This window comes from Pseudoalteromonas sp. CNAT2-18.1 (assembly GCF_022347865.1).
GTDB lineage: Bacteria > Pseudomonadota > Gammaproteobacteria > Enterobacterales > Alteromonadaceae > Pseudoalteromonas > Pseudoalteromonas ruthenica.
This window is the reverse complement of sequence record NZ_JAKRFR010000008.1, coordinates 16274-29353: the sequence shown is the minus strand read 5'-3', so window position 1 is coordinate 29353 and position 13080 is coordinate 16274. Positions and strand designations below refer to the sequence as shown.

General features: G+C 48.1%; 10 protein-coding genes. 9 read left to right on the top strand and 1 reads right to left on the bottom strand.

What is annotated here, in order from left to right:
- Positions 1-3: 3 nt before the first annotated feature.
- The 6 genes from murC to lpxC all read left to right on the top strand — a co-directional run bounded on the left by murC (position 4) and on the right by lpxC (position 6672).
- Positions 4-1467 (top strand): UDP-N-acetylmuramate--L-alanine ligase, encoded by a 1464-nt coding sequence (gene murC, locus MHM94_RS16725; RefSeq protein ID WP_040643288.1) that lies wholly within the window; start codon positions 4-6, stop codon positions 1465-1467.
- A complete protein-coding gene (locus MHM94_RS16720; RefSeq protein WP_045980420.1) occupies positions 1464-2375 on the top strand; it encodes a D-alanine--D-alanine ligase in 912 nt (303 codons plus the stop codon). Before murC ends, MHM94_RS16720 begins: the two co-directional genes overlap by 4 nt.
- Positions 2376-3155, top strand: a complete 780-nt coding sequence (locus tag MHM94_RS16715) for a cell division protein FtsQ/DivIB (RefSeq protein WP_022946068.1) — start codon at positions 2376-2378, stop codon at positions 3153-3155.
- A complete protein-coding gene (ftsA, locus tag MHM94_RS16710) occupies positions 3152-4381 on the top strand; it encodes a cell division protein FtsA (protein WP_022946067.1) in 1230 nt (409 codons plus the stop codon). Before MHM94_RS16715 ends, ftsA begins: the two co-directional genes overlap by 4 nt.
- Positions 4382-4402: 21 nt before the next feature.
- The gene (gene ftsZ, locus MHM94_RS16705) at positions 4403-5674 is read left to right on the top strand and encodes a cell division protein FtsZ (protein WP_235419202.1); all 1272 of its coding nucleotides are present in this window, start codon (positions 4403-4405) and stop codon (positions 5672-5674) included.
- Between the two features lie 86 nt (positions 5675-5760).
- The gene (gene lpxC / locus MHM94_RS16700) at positions 5761-6672 is read left to right on the top strand and encodes a UDP-3-O-acyl-N-acetylglucosamine deacetylase (RefSeq protein ID WP_022946065.1); all 912 of its coding nucleotides are present in this window, start codon (positions 5761-5763) and stop codon (positions 6670-6672) included.
- Positions 6673-6705: 33 nt separating this feature from the next.
- Here the strand turns inward: lpxC and MHM94_RS16695 are convergent, their stop codons facing one another.
- Positions 6706-7203 (bottom strand): DciA family protein, encoded by a 498-nt coding sequence (locus MHM94_RS16695; protein WP_235419203.1) that lies wholly within the window; start codon positions 7201-7203, stop codon positions 6706-6708.
- Positions 7204-7618: 415 nt separating this feature from the next.
- Here MHM94_RS16695 and secA point away from each other — a divergent pair, with 415 nt between their 5' ends.
- The 3 genes from secA (at position 7619) to MHM94_RS16680 (ending at position 12963) form a co-directional block, all read left to right on the top strand.
- On the top strand, positions 7619-10324 hold the full coding sequence (secA, locus tag MHM94_RS16690; RefSeq protein WP_022946063.1) for a preprotein translocase subunit SecA: 2706 nt from the start codon (positions 7619-7621) through the stop codon (positions 10322-10324).
- A gap of 66 nt (positions 10325-10390) precedes the next feature.
- Positions 10391-10780, top strand: a complete 390-nt coding sequence (mutT, locus tag MHM94_RS16685; protein ID WP_045980417.1) for an 8-oxo-dGTP diphosphatase MutT — start codon at positions 10391-10393, stop codon at positions 10778-10780.
- 92 nt (positions 10781-10872) lie between these two features.
- On the top strand, positions 10873-12963 hold the full coding sequence (locus MHM94_RS16680; protein ID WP_138548610.1) for a M13 family metallopeptidase: 2091 nt from the start codon (positions 10873-10875) through the stop codon (positions 12961-12963).
- Positions 12964-13080 lie beyond the last annotated feature (117 nt).

Below are 13080 nucleotides of genomic sequence, written 5' to 3'. Positions count from 1 at the left end.
GCAATGAGCACAGCCCCAAAATTGGGCAAGCAACAAGATAACGGCCAACGACCAGCGATGCGCCGCGTTGAGACAATTCACTTTATTGGCATAGGCGGTGCTGGTATGGGCGGTATCGCCGAAGTGCTGGCTTACGAAGGATATCGTATTACCGGTTCGGATATAGCCCAAAGTGCAATGACTGAGCGGCTGATTAAAGTCGGCGCAGAAGTGTTTATTGGGCACGACCAAAACAATGTTAAAGATGCGTCGGTAGTGGTGGTTTCCAGTGCTATTGATGAGCAAAACCCTGAAATTATCGCTGCTCGAAGTGCCCGTATTCCGATTGTGCGTCGCGCTGAGATGCTCGCTGAGTTGATGCGTTTTCGCCATGGTATTGCCATTGCTGGTACTCATGGCAAAACTACCACGACGAGCTTAGTAGCCAGTATTTTTGCTGAGGCCAAGCTCGACCCCACCTTTATAATCGGCGGCTTACTCAATAGTGCCGGCAGTAACGCAAAGGTCGGTGACAGTCGTTATTTAATTGCCGAAGCCGATGAAAGTGACGCTTCATTTTTACACTTGCAGCCGATGGTATCGGTGATCACCAATGTGGAAGAAGATCACATGGATACCTATGATGGCAGCCTCGAAAAAATGAAAGACACCTATGTGGATTTCATACACAACTTGCCATTTTATGGTCTTGCCGTGGTGTGTATTGATTCTGAAGTCGCTAAAGAGCTGATTCCCCGCTTTTCTCGTCAGGTGACAACCTATGGCGAACACTGTGATGCTGACTATCGGCTCACTGACTTTAGCCAAAATGCCAGCACCTGCTCGTTCACGGTACTGTCAAAACAGGGTGAGCGTCTCGACGTGACCTTAAATATGCCCGGCAAACACAATGCCTTAAACGCCACCGCCGCGATTGCTGTAGCAAAGGATGAAGGCATTAGTGATAGCGCTATTCTCAGTGCGCTGCAGAAGTTTGAGGGCATCGGTCGTCGTTTCCAGCATTATGGTGAGTTCACTAACGAGCGTGGCAAAGTCATGCTTATTGACGATTATGGCCACCACCCGAGTGAAGTCGCAGCCACTATTAAAGCGGCGCGTGACGGCTGGTCGCAAAAACGCTTGGTGATGATTTACCAACCACACCGTTATAGCCGTACCCGCGATTTATACGAAGATTTTGTTAAGGTATTGAGTGATGTCGATCAGCTGATTTTGCTCGATGTTTATGCTGCCGGTGAAGAGCCTATTGTGGGTGCTGATTCTAAGAGTTTGTGTCGCAGTTTGCGCCAGCGTGGTAAAGAGCCATTGCATGTGGCTGATCACAACGAGTTGGCCCGTGTTCTGGCGACCACCTTGGCTGACGATGACTTAGTGATCACTCAAGGAGCAGGCAATATTGGTCAGCTAGTGAAGAAGCTGGCGGCCACTGAGCTACAAATAAACCAACTTGAGCAGGTGTCGTCATGAGTCGAGATTTCGGTAAGGTAGCCGTTCTACTTGGGGGCTCGTCGGCTGAGCGCGAAGTATCGCTAAAATCAGGTAATGCAGTGCACAACGCGCTTGTCCAAGCGGGTGTTGACGCTCACCAGTTTGACCCCGCACATCAACCTCTACACGAACTCATGCAAGGCCAATTCGCACGGGTGTTTATTGCCCTGCATGGTCGCGGCGGAGAAGATGGCACCTTACAAGGCGCTCTGGAATTTATGGGCCTGCCTTACACCGGGTCGGGAGTATTGGGCTCCGCGTTGGCTATGGATAAAGTGCGCTGCAAACACTTATTCCAGGTAGCGGGACTGCGTACCTCTCCTTATGTTGTGGTCGATAAAAACAGTGCCTACGACAGCCAGGCGATAATGGCACAGCTTGGTCACGTGATGGTTAAGCCGTCTCATGAAGGGTCCAGTATTGGTATGGCTGAAGCGCATACCGCACAGCAGCTAAAGCAAGCATTGCAAGACGCTTTTCAGTTTGATGATCAAGTGCTGGTGGAGCAATGGTTAAGTGGCCGCGAATTTACTGTGTCGATTTTGGCTGATAAGGCCTTACCTGTGATTGAAATGCGCACTCCCAGTGGCTTTTACGACTACCAAGCCAAATATCAATCCAGCACCACTGAATACTTTTGCCCTGCTGATATCAGTGCTGAGCAAACAGCACAGTTACAAGAGATGGCGCTTCATGCATTTAATCTTGTTGGTGCCAAAGGATGGGGACGGGTTGATGCGATGCAAGGTGATGACGGCGAGTTTTATTTGCTAGAAGTGAATACCGTGCCAGGGATGACAGAGAAATCCCTAGTACCCATGGCGGCCAAAGCGCAAGGTATTGAATTTTCAGAGTTAGTACAACGCATTTTGGAGCAGACCCTGTAAATGAGTGAACTGAGAGAGAAGCTTACCAACTTAAAAGAGCGTACCAACTGGTCGCTACTCTTTGGTGTGAGTTTCTTTCTGTTGGTGCTATTTGTGGTGATTAAACTGACCTTTAATTTCTCCGATTGGTTGGTCCAAGATAAAGACGCGCGACTCAAGCAACTGCAGGTACTGGGTGAGCCACATTACACCGAAGAGCGAGATATTATTACCGCCATTAAGCAAGCCGATCTGGATAGCTTTTTTGAGCTTGATGTAAAGCATGTTCAGCAATTAGTGACTGAACTGCCCTGGGTAGCCAGCGCCTCGGTGCGCAAGCAATGGCCAGACACTTTGCAGGTGTATGTGGTTGAACATCATCCCGTTGCTTATTGGAACGATGACATGCTGCTCAATACTAAAGGGCAGGTTTTTTCTGCCCCCACCAACAAGGTGAATACTCAACTGCCTAGCCTATTTGGCCCAGAGGGCAGCGAAGGAGAGGCGTGGCAAACGTTTGTGCGCTTTAAAGAGTTGTTTGCTGTTAATGGCCTTAACCTAACGAGCTTGGCGCTTTCGGAGCGCTTTGCCTGGCAATTATGGTTAGATAACGGCATTCGCTTGAACTTAGGACGTGAAGAGAAAGCTAAGCGGGTGCAGCGATTTATTGATGTCTATCCACACTTGAAAAAACGTCAAGATGTGCGAGTAGATGTTGTCGATTTACGATATGATACCGGCCTTGCGGTGCAGTTTAAGCCGCTGGATGTAACGGAAGAAGAACAAAAGAGTAAGGCATGACCAAGTCAGTAGAACGTAACCTTGTGATCGGTTTAGATGTGGGCACTGCAAAAGTAGTTGCCACCGTCGGTGAGATCACCGATGACAATAAGCTCAGCATAGTCGGCGTCGGCCGCCAGGTTTCGCATGGCATGGATAAAGGGGGGGTGAACGACCTCAACCTTGTTTCCGAGTCTATTCGTCGTGCCATCGATGAAGCTGAGCTCATGGCTGATTGCCGTATCAGCTCAGTGTATTTAGGTATTTCTGGTAAGCATATTCAATGTCAGAATGAAACCGGTGTTGTGGCGATTAATAACACCGAGGTCACCGACGAGGACATCGATAACGTCATTCATATCGCCCGTTCAGTGCCTATTTCTGCTGAGCGCAAAATGTTGCATGCATTGCCGCAGGAATACAGCATTGATATGCAAGAAGGCATTAAAAACCCGTTGGGCATGAGCGGTGTGCGCATGGAAGCTAAGGCGCATATTATTACTTGCTCAAATGACATGGCCAAAAACATTGAGAAATGTGTTGAGCGCTGTGGCTTACAAGTCGATCAGCTTATCTTTAATGCCCTTGCATCATGCTACTCAGTACTCACTGATGATGAGAAAGAACTGGGTGTTGCGGTGTTAGATATCGGTGGTGGCACCATGGATATCACTATCTACATTAATGGCGCGCTACGCCACTCCGCAGTGATCCCAGTCGCTGGAAACCAGGTGACTGGAGATATCGCGAAAATTTTCCGTACGCCAATTTCGCACGCGGAAGCGATTAAAGTGCAACACGCCTGCGCGAGCAGCCAAATGGCCAGCAACGAAGAGCAAATCGAGGTACCTAGCGTAGGCGGTCGCCCAGCACGCATTATGTCGCGCCACACCTTATCAGAGGTAGTGGAGCCGCGTTTTAGAGAATTATTTGAACTGGCGCTTGAAGAAATTCGGCGCTCAGGCTTAGAAGATCAAATTGCCGCAGGATTGGTTATTACCGGCGGTAGTTCGAAGATGGCCGGTGCCCTGGAAGTGGCTGAAGACATTTTCCAGATGCCGGTACGTATCGGCAGTCCGATAGGGATAAGCGGATTGACCGACTATGTAAACGATCCCTCATTTGCAACCGCTGTAGGTTTGTTACAATATGGTCGGACCATGCAGTCGATCAACGCAACAAAAGCGAAAGCAGACGAGGGTAACTGGTGGAACCGAATTACGAAGTGGTTCCAAGGCGAGTTTTAGTGCTCAAGTCGGAGAGTTAACATGTTTGATATGATGGAAGAACACAGCGAAGAAGCTGTTATCAAAGTAATAGGTGTCGGTGGCGGCGGTGGTAACGCCGTTGAACACATGGTGCAACAGCACATTGAAGGGGTAAAATTTATTACCGCGAACACCGATGCGCAAGCACTGCGTAAATCATCAGCTGACGTCACGGTTCAGCTAGGTACGCAGATCACCTCAGGTTTAGGTGCTGGTGCCAATCCAGATATTGGTAAGAAAAGCGCCGAAGAAGATGCAGAAACCATTAAAAGCGCACTAGAAGGCGCTGATATGGTATTTATCGCAGCCGGTATGGGCGGCGGTACGGGCACGGGTGCAGCCCCAGTGGTGGCACGTTTAGCTAAAGAGCTCGGTATTCTAACTGTAGCTGTGGTTACCCGCCCGTTTGATTTTGAAGGCAAGAAGCGTGCAGCAGCAGCGGAACATGGCATTGGTGAGTTGGCGGAAATTGTTGATTCATTGATTACTATTCCAAATAACAAATTGCTTAAAGTGCTCGGTAAAGGCACAACCTTATTGGACGCTTTCGCTAAGGCAAATGACGTACTTTATGGTGCGGTACAAGGTATTGCCGAGCTGATCACCCGCGCTGGATTGATCAACGTCGACTTTGCTGACGTACGTACGGTGATGTCAGCCATGGGGACGGCGATGATGGGCTCAGCCTCAGCATCAGGTCCTGACCGAGCACAAGAAGCTGCCGAAGCGGCGATTTCAAGCCCGCTCCTTGAAGACGTGGATCTAACGGGTGCAAAAGGCATCTTGGTCAATATTACTGCCGGTATGGACTTATCAATCGAAGAATTCGAAATCGTTGGTAATCACGTTAAAGCCTTGGCATCTGAAAATGCCACCGTGGTCGTTGGTACCGCAATTGATATGGAAATGAGCGATGAACTGCGCGTAACCGTTGTTGCAACGGGTCTCGGTGGTGATCGTCGTCCACAGTTCGGTGTAGTCGACAATGGTTTCAAGCGAGCTTCAGGCTCAGATGTAACTTCTAGCACGAGCAACAACCAGAGCACGTCTATGTTTGTGCCAAGTTTTGCTTCGCAGGGAACTCAAAGCGCTAGCGAAGAGTCCAAGCCGGTAGAAGAGCAGCCTAAAGTCGATAATAGCAGTGCAAGCCCAGCGGCAACGCCGAGCCAAGAAAGCCACAAAAGCAGCGGCAATAGCGCTGGCAGCAAGAAACAAGAAGACGGTGGCGATTACTTCGACATCCCAGCGTTCTTGCGTAAGCAGGCTGATTAGTACAGAAAATAAACTGATTTGTTAACAGCAGCGATGTGTGGTAGAATCCGCCGTCTGACTTTAGTTTAAAGAGTGAGCGAAAGCCTATGATTAAACAGCGTACGATTGCAGAAGTAGTCAAAGCCACGGGTGTTGGGCTTCACAAAGGTGAGAAGGTTTCCTTAACTCTCCGACCTGCGAGCGCAAATACTGGGATAGTATTTCGTCGCGTGGACCTTGATCCGGTTGTGGATTTCGAGACAACCCCGGAAGCGGTGGGTGATACGCAATTGTGTACCTGTTTAACAAACAAAGACGGCGTTCGTTTATCGACTACTGAACACCTTATCGCTGCGGTTGCGGCGTTAGGTATCGACAACTTAATTGTTGAGTTAGATAGTGCAGAAGTACCTATTATGGACGGCAGTGCGTTGCCGTTCATCTATCTACTACAAAAAGGTGGGTTAGCCGAGCAAAATGTTGCTAAGCGCTTTATTCGCGTGAAAGAAAAGGTACGCGTTGAAGAGGGCGACAAATGGGCCGAGATTGAGCCTTATGATGGTTTCCATATCGACTTTGAAATTGCTTTCGACCACCCAGCTATCAATGAAAGCCGTCAGCGTATCGGTCTTGATATTACGGCGCAAAACTTCATTGAACAAATCAGCCGCGCGCGTACTTTCGGATTTATGAAAGACATTGAATACATGCATGCCAACAACCTAGCCCTTGGCGGTAGTATGGATAATGCAGTGGTATTGGATGATTTTAAAGTATTGAATCCGAATGGCTTGCGTTATGACGATGAGTTCGTAAAACATAAGATCCTCGATTGTGTGGGTGATATGTTTATGACCGGCCACAACATTCTCGGTAAGCTGACAGCTTATAAATCAGGGCATGACCTGAATAATAAGCTACTGCGTAAGATTATGGCTACTGAGTCTGCATGGGAATGGGCAACATTCGAAGACACCGTATCCATGCCTGCTCCAGCGCTCGAGCTGCAAACAGCTTAAAAAATACTGATAAAAAAATGACGCCGTTGAGCGTCATTTTTTTTGTCTGCCGTGTAGCGCCAAGCGCCGTAATTTTTCCTGTAACGAGGGTGGAGCATTCTCGGCCACATGTTCCAAATACTCGGCGCTTTGCTCGCTCATAGCTCGCTTCTTCGTCGCGGTTGCTTTGTTGCTGTCGGTCTGCGACTGAGGAGTTAAACGTCTCGCGGCATCGGGAGAGGTTTGAATTTTTACTTGGCAAAGTTGCGCTAAGCCTTGCTGGCGAAAGGCGGAAAGGATATCCATCTTTACGTAATTGAGTTTTAACGCAATGGTGGCACTTTGTGCTTCAATGATCAGCGCATCATCACGAATATTAGCAACACGGCATTTCTTCGCTAGATTTTCACCGATCACTTCACGCAGCACGGTCTGTTGCTGACTGAGCTGTTGGCTTTTAGCGCTATAGCCGGCAATACGTGACCCCATACGCGGGCTCAACTGGCCCAAAACTTCGTCAAGTTGTTTGGGTGCATACCTATCTTTCGCCATAAATCTAAGGTGCCTCTTGAATTCGCCTAAATCGTCACCACCTCTAGAGAATGCTTGAGCCCTGAGAATCACTTCTTTATTGCAAGCGGTGGGCAGCCAGTCATTCGGATGATTGCAAAGATCTCTATGAACGCTATGATAGGCCAGCGATAATACCAATGCCATTAATTTCTAATGCTGTAAACTACTGCGGCCAACAGGATAAATGGAATTGGTATTATTAGGTGCTGCAATTCATTGAGTTTGTTATGATGTCGCTCAAAAGTACACCGCTCAAGCAGTCACATTTTAGTTTGTCCACGCCAAGTGCTTCTAATGTCACGCTGGTGCTGTATAAATGGATGATATTAAGTAAGCAAGTGACTCGGGTTTGACCCAGAGCGCTTAATGCAGATGAGAATGTAACGGTTAAATCATGATCACTAAATTATTTACCAAGGTTTTTGGTAGCCGCAATGACCGCACAATAAAAAACCTACGCAAAACGGTCGCTTTAATAAATGCGTTAGAGAGCCAACTAGAGTCGCTCAGTGATGACGAGTTAAAGGCGAAAACCGCCGAGTTTCGCGAACGTTACGATAATGGCACCAGTCTAGATGACCTTCTTCCAGAAGCCTTTGCTGTTGTGCGCGAGGCTTCTAAGCGTGTTTATGGCATGCGCCACTTCGACGTGCAGCTAATTGGCGGCATGGTATTACACCAGGGCCGTATCGCAGAAATGCGTACCGGTGAAGGTAAAACCCTGACGGCAACGTTGCCTGCCTACTTAAATGGCTTGACCGGTAAAGGTGTGCACGTTATTACCGTGAATGATTACCTTGCTAAGCGAGACGCGGAAACCAACCGCCCGCTGTTCGAGTTCTTAGGTTTATCGGTTGGCTGTAACGTGCCTGGCATGATGCCGATGCAGAAAAAAGAAGCCTACAGTGCAGATATTACCTACGGTACTAACAATGAGTTTGGTTTCGACTATTTGCGCGACAACATGGCTTTCAGCATTGATGAGCGTGTGCAACGACCACTCAACTTCGCTGTTGTCGATGAAGTGGATTCAATCCTTATTGACGAGGCGCGTACCCCGCTGATTATTTCTGGCCCGGCAGAGGATAGTTCAGAGCTATATACGCAAATCAATAAGATTGTGCCTGAGCTCGAACTGCAAGAAAAAGAAGACGAAGAGGGTGTTGAAGGCGATGGTGATTTCACTATCGACGAAAAAGGCAAGCAAGTTCACCTGACCGAGCGCGGCCAAGTTAAAGTTGAAGAACTGCTAACGCAACGCGGTCTAATCGAAGAAGGTGACTCGTTGTACTCAGCTGGTAGCATCACCCTACTGAGCCATGTTTATGCGGCTCTTAGAGCCCATAAGCTGTATCAGAAAGATGTTGATTACGTGGTCAAAGACAATGAGGTTATTATTGTTGATGAGCACACCGGTCGTACTATGGAAGGGCGTCGCTGGTCTGAGGGATTACACCAAGCGGTTGAGGCCAAAGAAGGGGTGAAAATCCAAAACGAGAACCAGACGCTTGCATCGATCACCTTCCAGAACTACTTCCGCATTTATGAAACCTTGGCCGGTATGACGGGTACCGCTGATACCGAAGCGTTCGAATTCCAACAAATTTATGGCCTAGATACGGTTGTTATCCCTACCAACAAACCGATGATCCGCGACGATCGTGCTGATTTGGTTTACCTGACGCAAGACGAAAAGTACGAAGCCATCTTAGCAGATATTAAAGACTGCCAAGAGCGCGGCCAACCGGTACTCGTGGGGACCATTTCAATTGAGAGTTCTGAGTATCTGTCGCAATATTTGCGTAAAGAGAAAATTCAGCACAACGTATTGAATGCCAAATTCCACGCCCAAGAAGCGGATATCGTTGCTGATGCTGGTCTGCCTGGCACAGTAACAATTGCGACCAACATGGCTGGTCGTGGTACCGATATCGTGCTCGGTGGTAACTGGCAAAGTGATATCGATAAGCTTGATAACCCAAGTGAAGAGCAAATCGCCGACATCAAGGCTAAGTGGCAAGAGCGCCATGATGCCGTTATCGCAGCCGGTGGCTTACATATTATTGGTACTGAGCGCCATGAATCTCGCCGTATCGACAACCAGCTACGTGGTCGTTCTGGTCGTCAGGGGGATGCGGGTTCAAGCCGTTTCTACCTATCAATGGAAGATGCACTGATGCGTATCTTTGCCGGCGAACGCATGACTAACATGATGCGTAAGCTAGGCATGCAGCGTGGCGAAGCTATCGAGCACCCTTGGGTTAACCGTGCTATTGAAAATGCGCAGCGTAAAGTTGAGGCCCGTAACTTTGATATTCGTAAGCAACTACTTGAGTACGATGATGTGGCTAATGACCAACGTCGCGTCGTTTACGCTCAGCGTAACGAGTTGCTTGAAGAAGGGGATATCTCAGAGACAATTACCGCCATCCGCCATGACGTGGTTAATGGCGTGATTGATCAATACATTCCGCCGCAATCATTGGCAGAAATGTGGGATGTACCTGGTCTAGAAGAGCGTCTAAAAGCCGACTTCCTGCTCGAGTTACCTATTCAGCAGTGGCTGGCCGACGATAACAAGCTGTTTGAAGAAAAGCTGCGTGATCGTATTGTTGATGAGGCGGCCAACGCTTATAAAGCGAAAGAAGAAATGGTCGGCGCACAAGTGCTTCGTCAATTTGAAAAAGCGGTCATGCTGCAAAGCTTAGATCAGCACTGGAAAGATCACCTTGCTGCGATGGACCACTTACGCCAAGGCATTCATTTACGTGGCTACGCGCAGAAGAATCCTAAGCAAGAATACAAGCGTGAATCGTTTGAGTTATTCTCTGCTATGTTAGAGAACCTTAAGATTGACGTAGTTAATATTCTAAGCAAGGTACAAGTGCGTGCCGAAGAAGACGTAGAGAAAGTCGAAGAGCAGCACCGTAAATCGGAAGAAGTTCCTCGTCAGTATCAACATGCTGATGCTGAGCAAGTCGGTGGCGATGCGCCGCAGGCAGCTGTGGCTTCTCGTAGTGAGCCAAAGGTGGGCCGTAACTCTCCCTGTCCTTGTGGTTCAGGTAAAAAGTATAAGCAGTGCTGTGGCAAATTAAGCTAATAGCACAGTTAAAATAATGGTTTTAAAAAGCGGCATATTGCCGCTTTTTGTTTATGGAGTTGTACTATGAAGCAGGTTGACGTTGCCGTAGGTATTATTAAACGCGAATCGCAAACCTATATTTGTAAGCGTCCAGAAGATAAGCACCAGGGCGGGCTGTGGGAGTTTCCTGGGGGTAAAATTGAAGTGGGTGAATCAGTTGCCCAAGCGCTGAGCCGGGAACTACACGAGGAAGTGGCAATCCGTGTGCATAGCACCGAAGAGTTTATGCGCATCGAGCATGACTACGGCGATAAGCATGTGTGTCTGCATATTCATATTGTCGCCGATTTCAGTGGCGAACCACATGGTGCCGAAGGGCAGCAAGGGGCTTGGGTGGATATCGCAGCCTTAAACGACTACGCCTTTCCTGAGGCGAATGTAGCGATTATCAACAAGCTACTGGAACAGTCATAAATTGTTACAAACTGCGCCTGTGTTTAGCAAATGTTCAGGTTAATATGGCGTAGTCGGAATAATAACTCTATTAATCTAATCGGGACAACAACATGTATAAAGTAACCTTAGTTGCTGCGGCTACGGCCTTAGCATTAGGTTTGACTGGTTGTAGTGAGCAGCCAACACAGTCAAGCAGTAACAATCAACAAGCAGAAACAGTTGCAAAACAAGAAACAAAAAAATCGCAGCAGCTGGGTTCAGGTATTGAGCTTGAAAATATCGATAGTAACGTGCGTGCACAAGATGACTTCTACTATCACGTTAACGGCCAATGGCTTGAGCGCACCGAGATTCCCGGTGATAAATCTAACTACGGCTCATTCACCGCTTTATATGATCAGTCGCAAGCAGCGCTTAAAGAAGTGATTGAAGCAGCAGCTAAAAATAGCGACGCTAAAGCGGGCAGTGATGAGCAAAAGCTAGGCGCATTTTATACCAGCTACATGAATACTGATGCGCTTGAAGAAAAAGGTATTACGCCATTAAAGCCGTACTTAGAGAACATTGCCGCCGTGAGCGATAAGTCAGAGTTAGTATCGCTGATGGCCGACATTCGCATTCAAGGTGGTACCACGCCATTTGCTTGGTATGTTAACAATGATGCCAAAAACTCTAGCCAATATGCGCTTTATGTATCGCAATCAGGTCTAGGTCTACCAGATCGTGATTATTACCTAAAAGATGAAGAAAAGTTCGCCACTATTCGTGATGAATATATTACTTACATCACTGATATGCTGACTAAAGCGGGTGTTGAAGATGCTCAGCAAGCGGCCCAGGACATCGTTGCATTAGAGAGTAAGCTTGCCAAAGCCCAGTGGAGCCGAGTGCAAAGCCGTGATGCGACCAAATCGTATAATAAGATGACTGTAGCCGAGGCCAGTGAATTAACGGGTGAATTCGACTTTGCGCAGTTCTTAGCGCAATCGGACATCGACAGCAAAGAAGTGATCATTCGCCAACCGTCTTACTTTGAGGACTTTGGCAGCATCTTCGCAGAAACTGAGCTGGATACTTGGCAGGATTACCTGACTTTCCACTTCGTGAGCAACTATGCCGATGAGCTAAGTAAAGACTTTGTCGATCGTAAATTCGCTTTCTACAGCACCACATTACGTGGCGTAGAAGAGCAAAAACCGCGCTGGAAAAAGGCGGTGGACTCCGCCAATGCCGTGTTAGGCGAGATGCTCGGTAAGGTCTATGTCAAAGACAACTTCCCGCCAGAAGCGAAAGCGCGTATGGAGGAGCTGGTAGAGAACCTGATCAAAGGCTTTGACCAAGCGATTGACGGCCTAGAGTGGATGAGCGCTGAAACCAAAGTGGCCGCCAAAGAAAAACTAAATAAATTCACACCGAAAATCGGTTACCCAGATAAGTGGAAAGATTACTCGGCACTGGAAATTAAAGCAGATGACCTAGCGGGTAACTTTATTCGCTACAGCGAGTGGGCGTATAACGAAATGCGCGAGAAACTAGGTAAGCCGGTTGATCGTTCTGAGTGGCATATGACGCCACAGACCGTTAATGCCTATTACAACCCAGTGAATAACGAAATTGTATTCCCAGCAGCTATTTTACAACCGCCATTTTTCAACCTAGAAGCGGATGACGCCGTCAACTACGGTGCGATTGGTGCGGTGATCGGCCACGAACTAGGCCATGGCTTTGATGACCAAGGTGCTAAGTATGATGGTGACGGAAACCTACGTAACTGGTGGAGTGAGCAGGACTTAGCGCAGTTTGAACAGCGCGGTAAGAAATTAGTGGAGCAGTTTAACGGCTTCGCTCCGTTTGAAGATGCCAGCGTCAACGGCGAGCTAACACTGGGCGAAAACATTGGTGACTTAGGCGGCCTAACCGTGGCCTACAAGGCTTATCAGCTGTCATTAAATGGCCAACCAGCGCCAGAGTTGGATGGTTTCACGGGTGAGCAGCGTTTCTTCATGGGCTGGGCACAAATTTGGCGTCGTAAGTATCGTGATGAAGAGCTCCGCAACCGTTTGATGACTGACCCTCACGCCCCAAGTCACTACCGTGTGATTGGTGTATTGCCAAACATGCCTGAATTCTACGAGGCCTTTGACGTCAAAGAAGGGGATGAGATGTACATCAAACCCGAAGATCGCGTTAAGATTTGGTAATTTCCATTAATCGCTACAAGGCCCAGCAATTGCTGGGCTTTTTTATGTTGGCGACCGCAAAGACATTGCTTCACTGTCGATTTATCACTAAGTTAATTAGGCGACTAAAAAAACAAC

Coding starts and splice junctions, on each gene's coding strand:
- murC (WP_040643288.1), top strand. CDS start 4: ATGAGCACAGCCCCAAAATTGGGCAAGCAACAAGATAACGGCCAACGA.
- MHM94_RS16720 (WP_045980420.1), top strand. CDS start 1,464: ATGAGTCGAGATTTCGGTAAGGTAGCCGTTCTACTTGGGGGCTCGTCG.
- MHM94_RS16715 (WP_022946068.1), top strand. CDS start 2,376: ATGAGTGAACTGAGAGAGAAGCTTACCAACTTAAAAGAGCGTACCAAC.
- ftsA (WP_022946067.1), top strand. CDS start 3,152: ATGACCAAGTCAGTAGAACGTAACCTTGTGATCGGTTTAGATGTGGGC.
- ftsZ (WP_235419202.1), top strand. CDS start 4,403: ATGTTTGATATGATGGAAGAACACAGCGAAGAAGCTGTTATCAAAGTA.
- lpxC (WP_022946065.1), top strand. CDS start 5,761: ATGATTAAACAGCGTACGATTGCAGAAGTAGTCAAAGCCACGGGTGTT.
- MHM94_RS16695 (WP_235419203.1), bottom strand. CDS start 7,203: ATGGCGAAAGATAGGTATGCACCCAAACAACTTGACGAAGTTTTGGGC.
- secA (WP_022946063.1), top strand. CDS start 7,619: ATGATCACTAAATTATTTACCAAGGTTTTTGGTAGCCGCAATGACCGC.
- mutT (WP_045980417.1), top strand. CDS start 10,391: ATGAAGCAGGTTGACGTTGCCGTAGGTATTATTAAACGCGAATCGCAA.
- MHM94_RS16680 (WP_138548610.1), top strand. CDS start 10,873: ATGTATAAAGTAACCTTAGTTGCTGCGGCTACGGCCTTAGCATTAGGT.